This is a genomic window from Streptomyces sp. NPDC093089 (assembly GCF_044754405.1).
GTDB lineage: Bacteria > Actinomycetota > Actinomycetes > Streptomycetales > Streptomycetaceae > Streptomyces.
In genome coordinates, this window is the sequence record NZ_JBIVPA010000010.1 from 215794 (window position 1) to 233050 (window position 17257).

At 72.1% G+C, this 17257-nt stretch carries 13 protein-coding genes; 6 read left to right on the plus strand and 7 right to left on the minus strand.

Going from position 1 to position 17257, the window contains the following annotated elements:
• Nucleotides 1-44 precede the first annotated feature (44 nt).
• Together pflB and ACIQFX_RS24375 are read right to left on the minus strand one after the other, a co-directional pair.
• Complete coding sequence (gene pflB / locus ACIQFX_RS24370) at nt 45-2342, minus strand: formate C-acetyltransferase (RefSeq protein WP_402467003.1); 2298 nt, start codon at nt 2340-2342, stop codon at nt 45-47.
• Nucleotides 2343-2504: 162 nt separating this feature from the next.
• Nucleotides 2505-3986: an MFS transporter gene (locus ACIQFX_RS24375; protein WP_402467005.1), complete on the minus strand. Its 1482-nt coding sequence runs from the start codon at nt 3984-3986 to the stop codon at nt 2505-2507.
• A 377-nt stretch (nt 3987-4363) separates the two neighbouring features.
• Here ACIQFX_RS24375 and ACIQFX_RS24380 point away from each other — a divergent pair, with 377 nt between their 5' ends.
• The 3 genes from ACIQFX_RS24380 (at nt 4364) to ACIQFX_RS24390 (ending at nt 7677) form a co-directional block, all read left to right on the plus strand.
• Complete coding sequence (locus ACIQFX_RS24380; protein ID WP_402467008.1) at nt 4364-5542, plus strand: low temperature requirement protein A; 1179 nt, start codon at nt 4364-4366, stop codon at nt 5540-5542.
• A gap of 142 nt (nt 5543-5684) precedes the next feature.
• The gene (locus tag ACIQFX_RS24385) at nt 5685-6761 is read left to right on the plus strand and encodes a P1 family peptidase (RefSeq protein ID WP_402467011.1); all 1077 of its coding nucleotides are present in this window, start codon (nt 5685-5687) and stop codon (nt 6759-6761) included.
• A gap of 73 nt (nt 6762-6834) precedes the next feature.
• Complete coding sequence (locus ACIQFX_RS24390) at nt 6835-7677, plus strand: DUF6227 family protein (RefSeq protein WP_402467013.1); 843 nt, start codon at nt 6835-6837, stop codon at nt 7675-7677.
• Between the two features lie 117 nt (nt 7678-7794).
• Here the strand turns inward: ACIQFX_RS24390 and ACIQFX_RS24395 are convergent, their stop codons facing one another.
• Entirely contained in the window at nt 7795-9330 is a 1536-nt protein-coding gene (locus ACIQFX_RS24395; RefSeq protein ID WP_402467016.1) for an MFS transporter, read from the minus strand.
• A 62-nt stretch (nt 9331-9392) separates the two neighbouring features.
• Between ACIQFX_RS24395 and ACIQFX_RS24400 the strand changes: the two genes are divergently transcribed.
• Nucleotides 9393-10349, plus strand: a complete 957-nt coding sequence (locus ACIQFX_RS24400) for a helix-turn-helix transcriptional regulator (protein ID WP_402467018.1) — start codon at nt 9393-9395, stop codon at nt 10347-10349.
• Nucleotides 10350-10599: 250 nt separating this feature from the next.
• Here ACIQFX_RS24400 and ACIQFX_RS24405 read toward each other — a convergent pair whose 3' ends face one another.
• On the minus strand, nt 10600-11601 hold the full coding sequence (locus ACIQFX_RS24405; protein ID WP_402467020.1) for an RNA polymerase sigma factor RpoD/SigA: 1002 nt from the start codon (nt 11599-11601) through the stop codon (nt 10600-10602).
• Between the two features lie 402 nt (nt 11602-12003).
• Between ACIQFX_RS24405 and ACIQFX_RS24410 the strand changes: the two genes are divergently transcribed.
• Nucleotides 12004-13017 (plus strand): questin oxidase family protein, encoded by a 1014-nt coding sequence (locus ACIQFX_RS24410; RefSeq protein ID WP_402467022.1) that lies wholly within the window; start codon nt 12004-12006, stop codon nt 13015-13017.
• Between the two features lie 98 nt (nt 13018-13115).
• Here ACIQFX_RS24410 and ACIQFX_RS24415 read toward each other — a convergent pair whose 3' ends face one another.
• Nucleotides 13116-13913 carry a dioxygenase gene (locus ACIQFX_RS24415; RefSeq protein ID WP_402467413.1) on the minus strand — a complete coding sequence of 266 codons (798 nt, stop codon included), beginning with the start codon at nt 13911-13913 and terminating at the stop codon, nt 13116-13118.
• 105 nt (nt 13914-14018) lie between these two features.
• Here ACIQFX_RS24415 and ACIQFX_RS24420 point away from each other — a divergent pair, with 105 nt between their 5' ends.
• On the plus strand, nt 14019-14525 hold the full coding sequence (locus ACIQFX_RS24420; protein ID WP_402467025.1) for a MarR family winged helix-turn-helix transcriptional regulator: 507 nt from the start codon (nt 14019-14021) through the stop codon (nt 14523-14525).
• Between the two features lie 135 nt (nt 14526-14660).
• On the opposite strand, the gene ACIQFX_RS24425 is transcribed toward ACIQFX_RS24420, so the two are convergent.
• Nucleotides 14661-16190 carry an MFS transporter gene (locus ACIQFX_RS24425; protein WP_402467027.1) on the minus strand — a complete coding sequence of 510 codons (1530 nt, stop codon included), beginning with the start codon at nt 16188-16190 and terminating at the stop codon, nt 14661-14663.
• Between the two features lie 160 nt (nt 16191-16350).
• Nucleotides 16351-17022 carry a TetR/AcrR family transcriptional regulator gene (locus tag ACIQFX_RS24430; RefSeq protein ID WP_402467029.1) on the minus strand — a complete coding sequence of 224 codons (672 nt, stop codon included), beginning with the start codon at nt 17020-17022 and terminating at the stop codon, nt 16351-16353.
• Between the last annotated feature and the right edge of the window lie 235 nt (nt 17023-17257).

A 17257-nucleotide genomic window follows, 5' to 3' on the forward strand; every position in this document is an offset into this window, starting at 1 on the left:
GGGACCGGCGGTGAGGGCCGCCGGCCCCGGGCGCGGGGACACGGCTACAGCGAGCCGTGGAAGGTGCGGTTCAGGACGTCGAGCTGCTGTTCGCGGGTGAGGCGGACGAAGTTCACCGCGTATCCGGAGACCCGGATGGTCAGCTGCGGGTGGTTCTCCGGGTGCTCCATGGCGTCCGTGAGGACGTCGCGGTCGAGGACGTTGACGTTCATGTGGAAGCCGTCGCTCGCCATGTAGCCGTCGAGGACGCCCGCGAGGTTCCTGATCCGCTCCTCGGGGGTGCGGCCCAGGCCGTCGGGGGTGACGGTGCTGGTCAGCGAGATGCCGTCCTCGGCGTCCTCGTAGGGGAGCTTGGCGACCGAGAGGGCCGAGGCGACGTAGCCGTGGGTGTCGCGGCCGTTCATCGGGTTGGCGCCGGGTGAGAAGGGCTCGCCGGCACGGCGCCCGTCGGGGGTGCTGCCGGTCTTCCTGCCGTAGACGACGTTGGAGGTGATGGTCAGGACGGACTGGGTGTGCTCGGCGTTCCGGTAGGTGGGGTGCTTGCGGACCTTCCGCATGAACTCCTCGACCAGCCCGACCGCGATCCCGTCGACGCGCTCGTCGTTGTTGCCGTACGCCGGGTGGTGGCCCTCGACGACGTAGTCGGTGGCGAGGCCGGTCGCGTCCCTGACCGGGGTGACCTTCGCGTACTTGACGGCGGCGAGGGAGTCGGCGGCGACGGCGAGGCCGGCGATGCCGCAGGCCATGGTGCGGCGCACGTCTCGGTCGTGGAGCGCCATCTCGATGCGCTCGTAGGCGTACTTGTCGTGCATGTAGTGGATGACGTTCAGGGCGTGGACGTAGACGTCCGCGAGCCACTCCATCTGCTCGTCGAACTTGGCCATGACCTCGTCGTAGTCGAGGACGTCCGAGGTGAGGGCTCCGGTGGAGGGGCCGACCTGGGCGCCGGACTTCTCGTCGCGGCCGCCGTTGATCGCGTACAGGAGGGTCTTGGCGAGGTTCACGCGGGCGCCGAAGAACTGCATCTGCTTGCCGACGGGCATCGCGGAGACGCAGCAGGCGATGGCGGTGTCGTCGCCGAAGCGGGGGCGCATCAGCTCGTCCGACTCGTACTGCACGGAGGAGGTGTCGATGGAGACGCGGGCGCAGAACTCCTTGAAGCCCCGGGGGAGCCGCGGCGACCAGAAGACGGTCATGTTCGGCTCGGGGGCCGGACCGAGGTTGTAGAGGGTCTGGAGGTAGCGGAAGGAGGTCCTCGTGACCAGCGGGCGGCCGTCCTCGCCCATGCCGCCGATGGACTCGGTGACCCAGGTGGGGTCACCGGAGAACAGTTCGTCGTACTCGGGGGTGCGCAGGAAGCGGACGATGCGGAGCTTGATGATGAAGTCGTCGACGAGTTCCTGGGCCTGCTCCTCGGTGAGGAGACCGGCCTCGATGTCGCGCTGGAGGTAGACGTCGAGGAAGGTGGAGGTCCGGCCGAGGGACATCGCGGCGCCGTTCTGCTCCTTCACGGCGGCGAGGTAGGCGAAGTACAGCCACTGGACGGCCTCGCGGCCGGTGGTGGCGGGGCCGGAGACGTCGTGCCCGTAGGAGGCGGCCATCGTCTTGAGTTCGCCGAGGGCCCTGATCTGCTCGGACAGTTCCTCGCGGAGCCGGATGGTCTCCTCCAGGGTGCGGTTCCCGGCGGGGAGGGCGTCGAGCTCCGCCTTCTCCTCCTCCTTCACCTCGACGAGGCGGTCGACTCCGTAGAGGGCGACGCGGCGGTAGTCGCCGATGATGCGGCCGCGGCCGTAGGCGTCGGGGAGTCCGGTGACGATGCCGGCCTTGCGGGCGGCGCGGATCTCGGGGGTGTAGGCGTCGAAGACGCCGGCGTTGTGGGTCTTGCGGTACTCGGTGAAGACCTTCTCCAGGTCCGCGGAGACCGGGTAGCCGTAGGTCTCCAGGGCACCGGCGACCATCCTCCATCCGCCGTACGGCATGATCGCGCGCTTCAGCGGGGCGTCCGTCTGGAGGCCGACGATCAGTTCCTTGTCGCGGTCGACGTACCCGGGGGCGTGGGCGGTGATGGTGGCGGGGACGTCGTACGCGACGTCGTGGACGCCCTTGGCGCGCTCCTCGGGGAACTCGTCCGTGATCGTCTTCCAGACGGCGGTGGTCCGCTCGGTGGGCCCCGCGAGGAAGGAGTCGTCGCCCTCGTACGGTGTGTAGTTCTGCTGGATGAAGTCGCGGACGTCGACGGCGTCCCGCCAGAGTCCGCCCTTGAAGCCCTTCCAGGCCTGCCCGTTCACCGTCGCTTCCGTCGCTTCCGTCGCTTCAGCAGGGGTCGCAGTCACTGCCCGCACCGCCTTCTTCGATTCGTTCGATCGCGTCGTTGCCTGCTTCCATCCCACTCCTCCCGATCGATCGTTCCGGTCGGCGTTGGTCACCTGTCGACGGACCGAAGTCCCGTACCCGGCGTGCGGAAAGGCCCCGCCGCGGCGGGGCCTTTCCTCGGAGGTGTCGGTTCAGCTGGGCGCCTCGGCGTTCTTGCGGGCGTAGAACCACCAGGTCACGACCGTGCAGCTCAGGTAGAAGGCGACGAATCCCCACATCGCGCTGGTCACGGCCACCGAGCCGAAGAGCGCCGGGATGAAGAAGAAGCCGTAGGCCGCGACGGCCGAGGTGAAGCCGGTGACGGCGCCGGACTCCATCTCCGCCTGCTTCAGCGCCCTGGCGTGCGCCGGAGTGCCTTCGTCGAGCCCCTTGAGGTGGGTGCCGCGGAAGATGACGGGGATCTGGCGGAAGGTCGAGCCGTTGCCGATGCCGGAGAAGAAGAACGCGGCGAGGAAGCAGAGGAAGAAGCCGCGGAAGGAGCCGCCGTCACCGCCCGAGGGCAGGAAGGCGATCACTCCGACGATCGACGCGGCCATGCCGACGAAGGACAGGATCGTGACCCGGGCGCCGCCCCACTTGTCGGCGATCCAGCCGCCGCCCCAGCGGGCCAGGGCGCCCACGGCGGGGCCCATCCAGGCGTAGGTGGCGACCGAGTGGTCCGGGAACGTGGTCTTGATCAGCATCGGCAGGGCGGCGGCGAAGCCGATGAAGGAGCCGAAGGTGCCGACGTACAGCCAGGTCATCAGCCAGTTGTGCTTGCGCCTGAAGATGATCTTCTGCCGGCGGAACGGGGTGGCGGCGACCTTCAGGTCGTTCTGGCCGAACCAGGCGACCGCGGCGAGGACGAGCACCACCGGGACCCAGAGGAAGGCGGCGTTCTGCAGGTGGACGGGGGTGCCGTCGGCCTTGTGCTGGGCCGAGCCGATCGCGATGGTCGACCAGGTGATGACGATCGGGGTGAGCAGCTGGACGACGGAGACGCCGAGGTTGCCGAGACCGCCGTTGATGCCGGTCGCGCTGCCCTTCTTCGCCTTGGGGAAGAAGAAGCCGATGTTGGCGAGGGAGGAGGCGAAGTTCGCGCCGCCGATGCCGCAGAGGGCCGCGATGGCGACCATCACCGCGTACGGGGTCGTCGGGTCCTGGATCGCGATGCCGAGCCAGATCAGCGGCACGATCAGCACCACGGTCGACAGGGCGGTGAAGCGGCGCTGGCCGACCATCGGGCCGAGGAAGGTGTAGAAGATCCGGGCCGTGCCTCCGGTCAGGCCGGGAACGGCCGTCAGCCAGAACAGCTGGGACGTCGAGTAGCCGAAGCCGACGTCCTTCAGGTTGGTCGCCGTGACCGACCACACCTGCCAGACGACGAAGGCCACGAGCAGCGCCGGTACCGCGATCCACAGGTTCCGGGTGGCGACCTTCCTGCCGATCGACTTCCAGAAGAGCTCGTTCTCGGGCTCCCAGTCGGTGATCGGCCTGCCGGGGCGGTACTGCTCCGTGTCGTACGAGGGGGCCGGGTCGTACGAGGGGACGGGGTCGCACGAGGAGGCCGTGTCGTACGAGGGGGCAGGCCCACCCGCCCTTGTGCCGTCCTGGGCTCGGACTACGGAACTCATGGCGCTTCCCTGCCTCTTCGCGGGCTTTCCTTGCCCTTCCAGGCTGCGCCGGGGCGCCAGGGGCAGGTGAGTGCCGATGGTCGCCGGACGGGCGGGCGTTGGTCGTCCCGTCCGGCGGGGCGTACGTCCCGTCAGCGGCGGGCCGGAGGGACAGGGACCTCCGGCCCTCCCCCTCGGGCCTTCCGGCACCGTCCCGCCCCGCTTCCCTCCCCCTAGCGTGAGCCCGTGGGGCCGCGCCGGCGAACGACACCGCCGCCGTGACCTCGTGGGGCCGCGCCGGCGAACGACACCGCCGCGCGCGGCCCCCACCCCCGCACGGCGCCGCCCTCGTCGTGTCCGCGTGGCATGCGGGTGGCCCGCTCTGATGTGCTGGGGCCATGACGCAACCGCTTCTTCCTCTCACCGCGCGCTCCCGCGAGGAGTCCCACCGGGCCGCCACGCCCTTGGAGCTGTTCTTCGACCTGTGTTTCGTCGTGGCCGTCGCGCAGGCGGGCGCGGAGCTCGTGCACGCGGTCGCCGAGGGGCACGCGGGGGAGGGCATCGCGAACTACGCGATGGTGTTCTTCGCGATCTGGTGGGCGTGGATGAACTTCACCTGGTTCGCGTCGGCGTACGACAACGACGACGTGCTGTACCGGGTCGTCACGCTCGTCCAGATCGCCGGCGTGCTCATCCTCGCCGCCGGTGTCTCGCGCGCCGCCCAGGAGCACGACTTCCTCGTCGTCTACCTCGGCTACCTCGTCATGCGGGTCGCGCTCGCCTCGCAGTGGCTGCGGGCCGCGCACCACGCGACCGATCCCGCCGAGCGGACGATGTGCCGGCGGTACGCGGTCGGGGTCCTCGCCTGCCAGGTCGGCTGGCTGGCGCTGGTCCTCGCCCCGGAGCCCGCCCGCCCCTGGGTCTTCCTCGTGATGGCGCTCGTCGAGATGGCCGTGCCCGTGTACGCGGAGAAGGACGGCCCGAGCACCTGGCACCCGCACCACATCGCCGAGCGGTACGGCCTGTTCACCATCATCGTGCTCGGCGAGACCGTCGCCGCCGCGACCGTCGCCGTGAAGTCCGGCATCGTCGAGCACGACGCGCTCGGCGAGCTGCTGCCGATCGCCGCCGGAGGCCTGCTGCTGGTCTTCGCCGCCTGGTGGATCTACTTCGTCGTCCCCGCCCACGCCCGGCTGACCTCCAGCCGCCAGGGCTTCCTGTGGGGCTACGGCCACTACGTCATCTTCACCTCGGCCGCCGCCGTCGGCGCGGGCCTGGAGATCGCCGTCGAGCAGTCCGTCGGCAAGGCCCACATCTCCACCCTCGCCGCCTCCGCCTCGGTGACGATCCCGTCGGCGGTCTTCCTGCTGTCCGTGTGGCTGCTCCACGCCCGCTACTTCAAGGTCGGCATCGCCCAGCAACTCGTCCTCCCGGGCGCGGCGTTCGCCATCCTCATGTGCTCCTTCGCCGGCCGCTGGGCGGTCCTCTCCGCCGGCCTGGTCGCGGCCGCCGCCGTCGCGATCGGCGTGACCCTGACCGCACACAACCCGGCGACCCGGCCGACGGCCACGGCCTGAGGGGCGACGGACCGCGCACACCGGGGAGGCGTGCTCGACGGCCCGGTGGACGACGCCGCCGCGACGGGCCCGGGCCGCATCCGCCCGGGCGCGGAGCGCCGGCCCGGGCGCGGGGAGCCAAGCCCCGTGGTAGGCAGGGGACATGACACTTCCCGAGGAGACGGCCGGCCGGGACGCGATCACCGACGTGAGCGGGCTGCGCGTGGGGCACGCGCGCGTGGCCGGGCCCGGGGCGCTGAGCGGGACGACGGTGGTCCTGGCCCCGGAGGGCGGGGCGGTCGCGGCCGTGGACGTGCGCGGCGGGGGGCCCGGCACGCGGGAGACCGACGCCCTGGACCCGCGGAACGTGGTCCAGCGGATCGACGCGGTGGTCCTGACCGGCGGGAGCGCGTACGGCCTGGACGCGGCCGCCGGGGTGATGGCCTGGCTGGAGGAGCGGCACCGGGGCGTGCGGGTGGGCCCCGACCCGTCCCACGTGGTGCCGGTGGTGCCGGCGGCGTGCGTCTTCGACCTGGGGCGCGGCGGCGACTTCGCGGCCCGGCCGGACGCGGCGACGGGACGGGCGGCGGTGGAGGCGGCCGCTGCGAGCGGGGACCACGCGCGCGTGGAGACGGGTGCGGTGGGCGCGGGCACGGGTGCCGTGGCCGGCGGGCTGCGGGGCGGGGTGGGGACGGCGAGCACCGTCCTGGAGTCGGGGATCACGGTCGGCGCGCTCGTGGTCGTCAACGCGGCGGGCTCGGTCGTCGACCCGTCGAACGGCGTCCCGTACGGCTGCTACTTCACGGACGGCCGGCTCGTCCTCCCGGAGCCGGAGGTCCACGAGGCGGCCGGGCGGCGGCTCGCCGAGGCGCGGCGGACAGCCGCGCCGCCGCCGCTGAACACCACGCTCGCCGTCGTCGCGACGGACGCGGCGCTGACCCGCTCCCAGGCGCGGAAGGTCGCGGGCACGGCCCACGACGGCATCGCGCGCGCGGTGCGCCCCGTCCACCTGATGAACGACGGGGACACGGTCTTCGCGCTCGCCACCGGGGCGCGGGAGCTGCCGGCGGAGCAGGGGCCGCTCGCCCTGAACGAGATCCTGGCGGCGGGCGCGGACCTGGTGACCCGGGCGATCGTCCGGGCCGTCCTCGCGGCCCCGGGCGGCCGGCGCGGTCCGGGCGGCGACTTCCCCTCGTACCGCGAGCTGTACGGACCGGCGGCGGACGCGTACTTCCGGTAAGTCCACGGGAGTTGGCGCCGAACCTGCGGGAACTTCCGGTGCGCGCCCTTCGTTTTTCCGAACCCCGGACACGATGTCAGACCCAGGGACTACGTTAAGCAAGCACCAAGTGACATGCGGCGACGGCCTGGAGACCCTCTTGAACGATCCGCAGGATCCTCACGATCCCTTCGAGACGACCGAGACGCACCTTGAGCGCCTCCTCGGCCGGGCGCTCAACTCCTTCGACCTGCCCGACTCGACCGTCGAGCGCCTCGGTTCGGCGCTCGCGCACTCCAGCACGCTGCACTCCTCGCACCACAGCGCGTCGCTGCACCGCACCACCCACCGCCACACGTACCTGCTCGCCGACGGGAGTGCGCTCAGCCTCTGGGAGCTCGTGCACAACACCGGCCGGGACGGCGCCCGGCAGCACGAGCTGTACGCGGAGGAGTCGGAGGCCCGGCTCGCCGCGTCCCGGCTGCCGACCGGGCCGCTGCCGGGCTGGACGGCCGAGCGCTCCGACGGCCGCGTCCTCGACGAGGACGACGACCTGGAGCTGCTGAGCGCCCTGCTCGCCCGCCCCATACCCGCCCAGCCCCGGATGTACGTGCCGGACAACTCCGCCGACCACGCGCGCCGCGTCCTGCGGCGCGCGGAGAACGCGGACCGGCCGGGCGAGCGCACGGTCCGCCGCCTCCGGCTGGCCTTCGCGCACCACATCACGCAGGCCTTCGGACGCCACTGCCCGGTCGAAGGCGGCCGGGACGCCGGCTTCACCCTCTACGAGCACCAGTTCCTGCTGCTCGACGGCAGCGAGGTCAGCCTGTGGGAGGTCGAGCACACCTCGACCCCCGACGGCCGGCACATGTGCGAGGTGTACGAGTCCGAGGACGCGGCCCGCGACGCGATGGAGTCCCGCTCCCGGGTCCGCTGACGCCCGTACCGCCGACCGGCCGCGCCCGAGTTCCTCAGAGGAGCGCGGGGGTGCGGCGAAGGGCCCTGCCCGGGGCGGTGTCCCCGGGCAGGGCCCTTCGGCGAGCGGTGCTCCCCGTCAGTGGGCGAGCGCCGGCTCCTTCTCCACGGACTCGGGGGCGTCCTCGTCCCCGTCGCCGCCCTCCAGGTGCTGCTTCGGCTCTGCGGGCAGCGCGAACATCACCAGGAAGATCGCGGCGAGCACGCCGGCCGCCCAGCCGAGGGAGTTCTGGAAGGCGTCGGTGAAGGCCGCGCCCACCTCGGCCGGCGCCTGGGCGAGGTGCTTGTCGTCGATGACGCCGAAGAAGACGACCGAGACGAGGCCGAGGCCGAGCGCGTTGCCCATCTGGCCGGTCGTGTTGATCAGACCCGAGGCGGAACCGGCGTGCTCGCGCGGCACCTCGGAGAGCACGGCGTCCGTCAGCGGGGCCACGATCAGGCCCATGCCGAGGCCCATGACCACCAGCGGCGCGATCATCTGCCAGGGGTGGATCCCGGTGCCGTAGCGGCCCGCCACGAAGAAGTAGAGCAGGACGCCCGCGATCATCGTGAGCGCGCCGGCCTGGAGGACCTTGCGGCCGAAGCGCGGCACCAGCTTCTGCACCGAGAGACCGGCGGCCACCGAGACGGCGATGGAGAACGGGACTCCGGTGAGCCCCGCCTTCAGCGGGCTCCAGCCGAGCCCGATCTGCATGTAGAGCGTCCAGACCAGGAAGAAGATGCCGAGCACGACACCGAAGGTCAGCTGCACCGCGATGCCGGCGGCGAAGCTCTTCACCTTGAACAGCGACAGCTCGACGAGCGGCGAACCGTCCTTCTTCGTCTTGTACTTCTCGTACGCGACGAGGGCGCCGAACACGACCAGGCTGCCGGCCATCATCAGGTGGCCCCACAGCGGCCAGTCCAGCTCGCGGCCGCGGGTCAGCGGGTAGATCAGCATGAGCAGCGCGGCCGTCACCAGGAGCATGCCGACGATGTCCAGACGGAGCGCCTTCGGCGCCTTGGACTCGGTGATGAACTTCCGGCCGAGGAGCAGGCCGGCGATGCCGACCGGCAGGTTGATCAGGAAGATCGGCCGCCACTCCAGGCCCGCGATGTTCCACTGGGTGAGCAGCGCGCCGAGCAGCGGGCCGGAGACCGCGCCGAGGCCGATGATCGCGCCGAACATGCCGAACACCTTGCCGCGCTCGTGCGCGGGGAAGGTGACGTGGATGATCGACAGGACCTGCGGCACCATCATCGCGGCGGCCGCGCCCTGGAGGAGGCGGGAGCCGACCAGCATCTCCTGGTTGGCCGCGAAGCCGCAGAGCGCCGAGGCGAGGGTGAAGCCGGCCGTGCCGAGGAGGAACAGGCGCTTGCGGCCGTAGATGTCGCCGAGCCGTCCGCCGGTGATCAGACCGGCCGCGAAGGCGAGCGCGTAACCGGCGGTGATCCACTGGATGGCCCCGAAGGAGGCGCCGAGGTCCCGCTCGATGCTGGGGATCGCGATGTTGACGATCGTGGCGTCGACCAGATCCATGAAGGCGGCCGTCATGACGATGGCGAGGGCGATCCAGCGTCGCCTGTCCGCCGTGTCCGTGGGGGCCGCCTCCGTGACGGCGTCGTGTGAACTCATAAGAAGACGATAGAACCGATCTAGGTCAAATGATGTCCTAGATAGGCCGCATCCTGGGAGACATGACGGACACCCCGGTACGACTCCTGAACCTGCTCTCGCTCCTCCAGACCCCGCGCGAGTGGCCCGGAAGCGAACTCGCCGAACGGCTCTCGGTCTCCCCGCGCACCATCCGCCGGGACATCGACCGCCTCCGCGAACTCGGCTACCCCGTCGAAGCGACCCTCGGCTCGGTCGGCGGCTACCGCCTCGTCGCCGGTACGGCCATGCCGCCGCTCCTCCTCGACGACGAGGAGGCCGTCGCCATCGCCGTCGGCCTGCGGGCCGGGGCGGGACACGCCATCGAGGGCATCGAAGAGGCCTCCGTACGGGCCCTCGCGAAGCTGGAGCAAGTACTGCCCACCCGGCTCCGACACCGGGTCTCCACCCTCCAGAACGCGACGATCCCCCTCACCCGCGGCGACGGCGCCACCGTCACGCCCGCCACCCTCACCACCCTCGCCGGCGCGGTCACCGGCCACGAACGGCTGCGGTTCGGCTACCGCGCCGGCGACGGCACCGAGACCAAGCGGCTCGTGGAACCGCACCGGCTCGTCTCCACCGAACGCCGCTGGTACCTCGTCGCGTACGACCTCGGGCGCGAGGACTGGCGCACCTTCCGCGTCGACCGCGTCAGCGAACCCCTCGCCACGGGCGCCCGCTTCACGCCGCGCGAGCTCCCCTCCGGCGACGCCGCCACCTACACGGCCCGCTCCATGGCCCGGGCCCAGGGCGAACTCGACCTCGACGTCGAGTTCGCCGCGCCCGTCGAGTTCGTCGTCGCCCGCCTCCCCGCCCACCTCGTCCCCACGCCCGTCGGACCCGACCGGTGCCGCCTCCGCGCCCGCGTCGCCGACTCCGTCGAATGGCTCGCCCTCCGCCTCGCCATGATGGACGTCGACTTCACCGTGCACGGGCCCCTCCCCCTCATCACCCACATCCGCACCCTCACCACCCGCCTCTCCACCTCAACCCCCTGACCCCCGGCCACCCACCTTGTTGCGGGCGCAACGGACGTCTCGGCCGGCCCGGCCCACGGCGGGCGGGCCGGAGGCCGGCGCGCGGGCGCTGGCCCACACGGCATGGGCCGGGGCATGGGCGAGGGGCCCGGGAAGGGCGAGGGGCACGGGGAAGGGCATGGGCGAGGGGCCCGGGAAGGGCGAGGGGCCCGGGGAAGGGCATGGGCGAGGGGCCCGGGGAGGTTTCCTCGGGCCCCTGGGGGTGTGGGGGTTAGGCGACGGCGTCGAAGCCTGTGTCGTGGGCCATCCTCTTGAGTTCGAGGAGGGCGTGCTTCTCGATCTGGCGGATGCGCTCCCGCGTGAGCCCGTGCTGCTTGCCGACCTCGGTGAGGGTGCGCTCGCGGCCGTCCTCGATGCCGTAGCGCATGCGGATGATGGAGGCGGTGCGGTGGTCGAGCTTGTCGATGAGGTCGTCGAGCTCTTCGCTGCGGAGCAGGGTGAGCACGGACTGCTCGGGGGAGATCGCGGAGGTGTCCTCCAGGAGGTCCCCGAACTGGGTCTCGCCCTGGTCGTCGACCGACATGTTGAGGGAGACGGGGTCGCGGGCCCAGTCGAGGACGTCGGTGACGCGCTCGGGCGTCGATCCGAGCTCGGTGGCGACCTCGGCGGGCTCGGGCTCGCGCCCGTTCTCGCGGTTGAACTCGCGCTGGACGCGCCGGATGCGGCCCAGTTCCTCCACGAGGTGGACGGGGAGGCGGATGGTCCGGGACTGGTCGGCTATGGACCGGGTGATGGCCTGGCGGATCCACCACGTGGCGTACGTGGAGAACTTGAAGCCCTTGGCGTAGTCGAACTTCTCGACGGCACGCACCAGGCCCGCGTTCCCTTCCTGGATCAGGTCGAGCAGCGGCAGCCCGCTGCGCGGGTAGCGCCGCGCCACGGCCACCACGAGCCGCAGGTTGGACTTGATGAAGAGGTCCTTGGCACGCTCGCCCTCGGCGACCAGCGCTTCGAGCTCCTCGCGGGTCGCGCCGCCGGCCTCGCTCTCCACTTCCCGGTCGAGGATCTGCTGGGCGTAGACGCCCGCCTCGATCGTCTGGGAGAGCTCGACTTCCTTGGCGGCGTCGAGCAGGGGCGTGCGCGCGATCTCGTCGAGGTACATGCCGACCAGGTCGCGGTCGGCGATCTCCCCGCCCACGGCGCGAACGCTGCTTGCCCGTGCGGCTCCGCTCGAGGCGGAGGTCTGACGACGGGCGACGGCACGGGTTGCCATGCGTGCTCCCTTGCTGAGTAGGTCGCGACACCCTTGCGGGTGCCCTGCATCCGACGGAAACAACGACTGGAATCAGGACAGAATTCCCACCCGGCGCATGGATTTTCGCGATCATGCAGTATCCTGCGCGGCCGCCGCCCGCGCGGGCATGCCGCCGGCACCCACGGAGGTGCAGGTCAGACCGGGCACGGAGGGTGATTCGACGCCCCTCGCGGGGGTTCACGACCACACCGTCGGTGAGACCGCGATCACATGCGGCGCCACCCCTTCAGACGCCCCGGCCCGGTACACGGTTGCCTCGCCCCCCTCGCACTCCCCAGGGGGTGTCTTGCCCCCTCGGTCCTGCGGACCAGGTCCCCGGCCGGTTACGGCGGCACGGGGCGCCGCCCTACCGTCGCCTCCATGACCGACACCACGGGCACCCTCGACGAGGCTCTCGAACGGCTCCACACCTCGGGGCCCGAACGCGACGGCCGGCTCTCCAATCACGCCCCCATGGCCGTCGAGGCCCTCGTCCGCCACGGCCGGGCGCCGGCCGTTCACCGCTGGCTCGACCGTTACGCGCCGAAGCTGGAGGACGCGCCGCCCGCGGTCCTCGCGGTCACGGCCGAGACCTGGCGGGAGGCCCTCGGCGATCCGTCGCGGATCACGGACTGGACCCGGTTCTTCGCCCGGGAGGCGGCGGACCGCCCGTGGCGCGAGGTCCTCGCCGAGTGGTGGCCGCGGCTGCTCCCGGGCATCGCGGCCGGCGCGACGCATCCGGTGATCCGTACCGGGCACGCCGTACGCACCCTCCTGACGCCCGGCGCGCAGGAGACGGCCCCGCGACGGGCCGAGCTGGCGCACGCCCTGGGTTACTGGGCCGCCCGCCACCAGCCGCTCCCGCCGCTCGCCCCGCCGGCCGCGGCGCCCTCGGCGGCGGCCGCGCTGGACGCCGTACCGCCGGTTCCGCGGCAGGACGGCGGGATCCGGGCCCGACTGGCCCAGCTCACCGCGTTCCCGCGGTGGGGCGCGGCACCCGACCCCGACACGGCGAAGGCGCTGCTCACCGAGCTGGTGGCGGCGGCGACGCACCGGTACGCGACCCACGGCCACGGCGAGCCGATCATGCTGGTGCACGCGGCGACCGCGCCCAACGCGGTCCTGCGCACCCTGCCCGCGCTCCCCCGCGACCTGTGGGTGCCGAGCCTGGCGGCGGCCTGGTCGGCGGCGGCCGCGGTCACCGCCGCGTACGCGCCGCGGGAGGCCGCCCCGTACGCGGCGACCCCGCTGATCCCCGAGGAGGTCTTCGAGCGGGCGGCGGCGCACGGCGACGACCACACGATCAAGTTCGCCGACACGGCGCTCGACGTGGGCGATCCCCTCGCCCTGGCCGCCGCCGCCCGCGCGGTGGAACTGAACCCGCCCGCCTTCTGACGCGCCCGGCCCAGCCGTACCGCCGCCCTGCCCGCCCCAGCCGCACCGCACCGACCCCTCACGAGGCCCGCCCGGACCGACCGGCGTCCCGCCCCGGCTCAGCCGAACTGCACGGACCGCTTCGCGAGGCCCATCCAGAAGCCGTCGATGACCGACCGCTCGGCGTCGAGGTCGCCCGCCTCGTCGGCGGCGCCCATCGTGACGAACAGCGGGGCGAAGTGCTCCGTGCGCGGGTGGGCGAGGCGGCCGGCGGGCGACTTGTGCTCGAAGTCGAGGAGGGCGTCGACGTCCTGCGCGGCGAGGGCCTCGTGCCCCCAGGCGTCGAACTCGGCGGACCAGCCCGGCACGCCGCCCCCGGTGTGCCGGAGCGCGGCGAGGTTGTGGGTGAAGAAGCCGCTGCCGACGATCAGGACGCCCTCGTCGCGGAGCGGGGCGAGCCTGCGCCCGATGTCCATGAGGCGGCGCGGGTCGAGGGTGGGCATGGAGATCTGGAGTACGGGGATGTCGGCGCCGGGGAACATCTCGACGAGCGGCACGTAGGCGCCGTGGTCGAGGCCCCGGTCGGGGATGTCCTGCACGGGGGTGCCGGGGGCGCGGAGCAGCTTGCGGACGGCGTCGGCGAGCTGCGGGGCGCCGGGGGCCGCGTACCGGACGCGGTAGTAGTGCTCCGGGAAGCCCCAGAAGTCGTAGACCAGCGGCACCGTCTCGGTGGCGCCGAGGGCGAGCGGCGCCTCCTCCCAGTGGGCGGAGACCATGAGGATCGCCTCGGGGCGGGGCAGGTTCGCGGACCACGCGGCGAGTTCGCCGGGCCAGACCGGGTCGTCGGCGAGCGGCGGGGCGCCGTGGGACAGGTACAGGGCGGGCATCCGTTCCGACGTGATGCCCGTGGCGTCCATGGCATCCATGGCGACGACCTCCGACTCCTAGGTTATTGAAACTTCAAGCTCGCTACTCACACACCGTAACCCGACATAGTTCAACTTTCAAGAATGAGTCGTACGATGGGCACCATGGGAGACATGACCGAACCCCGCTGGCTCAGCGACGAGGAGCAGCACGTCTGGCGCGCGTACCTGCACGCCACCACGCTCCTCGAGGACCACCTCGACCGCCAGTTGCAGCGCGACGCCGGGATGCCGCACATCTACTACGGCCTCCTCGTCCAACTCTCCCAGGCCCCGCGCCGCCGGCTGCGGATGACCGAGCTGGCCAAGAGCGCCAAGATCACCCGCTCCCGCCTCTCCCACGCCGTCGCCCGCCTGGAGGGCAACGGCTGGGTCCTGCGCGAGAACTGCCCCTCCGACAAGCGCGGCCAGTTCGCCCGCCTGACCGACGAGGGCATGGAGGTCCTCCGGCGCAACGCCCCCGGCCACGTGGCGGCGGTACGCCAGGCCCTCTTCGACCGCCTGTCCCCCGAACAGGTGGAACAGCTCGGCGCGATCATGCGCGTGATGGCCGAAGGCCTCGAACCGACGGACCCGAACGCGGACCTGCCCTGGCTCCGCTGAGCGGCACGACGGACAACGGCCGGCCGACGGCCGGCAAGCGCCTACCGGCGGCAGAACGGGCCCGCCCCGGCACCGCTGCGGAAGCGGTGCCGGGGCAGGCCCGTACAGGAACGCGGAAGAGGAGGCCCGGGGCCGTCAGTGGGCGACGACCGGGATCCGCACCTCGTCGTCCGCGTCCGCACCGGACCCGGCGACGGCTCCGCCGCCCGGCTTGCCGGTGTTGATGAGCACGGCGGCGATGGCGGCCGAGACGACCAGGATGCCGACCGCCCACCAGATGGCCGCGGAGTAGCCCTCGACCATGCCCTGGAGCTGGACCAGCTTCTGCGCGTCCGGGGTGGTCGCGCCGGCCGCGTGGTCGGCCAGGTAGGCGGTGGTCGCCGAGGCGGCGATCGTGTTCAGCAGGGCCGTACCGATGGCGCCGCCGACCTGCTGCGAGGTGTTGACCATCGCGGAGGCCACACCGGCGTCCCGCGGGTCCACGCCGAGCGTCGCGAGCGACATGGCCGGCATGAACGCCGTACCCATGCCCAGACCCAGCAGCAGCTGCGCGGGCAGGATCAGACCGGCGTACGAGGTGCCGACCTCCAGCTGGGTGAGCAGCAGCATGCCGACGCCGGCGGTCAGGAAACCGGGGGCCATCAGCAGGCGCGGCGGGACCCGGGTCATCAGCCGCGTACCGATCTGCGTCGAGCCGACGATCATGCCCACGATCATGGGCAGGAACGCGAAGCCCGTCTTGACCGGCGAGTACCCCTTCACGACCTGGAGGTAGTACGTCAGGAACAGGAACAGGCCGAACATCGCGATGACGGCGAGACCCAGCGACAGGTAGACACCGCCGCGGTTGCGGTCCGTCACGACGCGCAGCGGCAGCAGCGGGTTCTTGACCAGGTACTCGGTGAGGACGAACAGGATCAGCAGCACGCCGGAGCCGACGAACAGGCCGATCGTGCCCGCGTCGCTCCAGCCGGCGGACTCGGCGCGCGTGAAGCCGTAGACGAGCGCGACCAGGCCGAGGGTGGACAGGATCACGCCGGGGATGTCGAGCGGCGAGCGGTTGCGGCCGCCGGCCGGCTCACGGACGACGAGGTACGCGCCGACGGCGGCGACGATCGCGAACGGGATGTTGACGAAGAAGGTCCAGCGCCAGTTCAGGTACTCGGTGAGGAAGCCGCCGAGGATCAGGCCCACGGCGCCGCCGCCACCGGCGATCGCGCCGTAGATGCCGAAGGCCTTCGCGCGCTCCTTGGCGTCGGTGAAGGTCACGGCGAGCAGCGAGAGCGCGGCCGGCGCGAGGAGCGCTCCGAAGGCGCCCTGGAGCGCGCGGGCGCCGAGCATCATGGCCTCGCCGGTCGCGGCACCGCCGAGGGCGGAGGCGGCCGCGAAGCCGATCAGGCCGGTGATGAAGGTGCGCTTGCGGCCCCACAGGTCGGCGATGCGTCCGCCGAAGAGGAGCAGACCGCCGAAGGCGAGGGCGTAGGCCGTGATGACCCACTGCCTGTTGCCGTCCGAGATCCCCAGGTCCTGCTGGGCGGAGGGCAGGGCGATGTTCACGATCGTCGCGTCGAGCACGACCATCAGCTGGGCGAGGGCGATGAAGATCAGGGCTTTCCAGCGGCCGGGGTCGGCCTGGATCGCGGTGGTCTCGGGGATTTTCGGCATGGGTGTAGCCACCTCTTGGCGCGTACTGGTGAAAACGGTCTGAAAAGTGCGGGCGACGTCGGGCGCCGACGTGAGTCGTCAGGCCCGGTCGGGTCGAGTCAGGTCCCGGGGTCGGTCACGGTGGTCACGACGATCGCGGCGGTCACTGTGACCACTGCGGTCACTGCGCCGGCGGCGCGCAGGAGTCGCGTCTCAGGTCCTCCAGGGTCGCGGCCTTGCCCGGCAGCTCGGAGCGGGCGGGCGCCTCCAGGCCGTCGAGGAACAGCTGCAGATGACGGTGGACGAACTGGTCGAAGGAGCCGCAGCCCGATCCGGGCAGCGGGCGGGTCAGCTGGGAGAGCGCCACCATGAGGTCGCCGACGCCCACGTCGGTGCGGAGCCGGCCGGCCCGCTGCGCCCGCTCGACGAGGCCCTGCACGGCCTCCTCCAGGCGGTCGCGCTCGGCGATGAGGTCGGGGTGGTCCTTGTCGAAGGCGCCGTCGAGCATCGGGCACAGGGCCCCCACGCGCTCGTCGGCGGCGCCGCGGCTGAAGCGGCGGAGGGCGGCGAAGGTGTCGTCCTCCTCCTCGGCGGCCTTCTCGGCGATCTCGGTGACGCGGGCCATGAGCGAGAGGACGACCTCGTGGACGAGGTCGGCGCGCTCCGGGAAGTTCCGGTAGAGCGTGGCGTTCCCGACGCCGGCCCGGCGCGCGACCTCGTCGTACGGCACCTGGGAGCCGAACTCGACGAACATCTCGCGGGCGGCCGTCACGATCCGCTCGCGGTTGCGCAGGGCGTCGGCACGCGGCCGGGGTACGCGGCGGGCGGGCGCGGTGTCGGCTGTGCTGGTCACGCCTCGGCCTCCTCACACTCATTCGAACCATCCGGGGAAGGATTCCCCACTTCGCTGAACACACGGTTAAACGGGGACCACGTCCCCGGTTATTTCCCCGCTCCGATGTGACCTGCACCACAGACGCCCGCCGTCGCGGAATACCCACGATCGGATCACCCGGCGCGCGCCCCGCCTCCACCCGCCACAGGCTGATCGCACGACGCGGACCCGACGAGGGGCCCGCGCCGCAGAC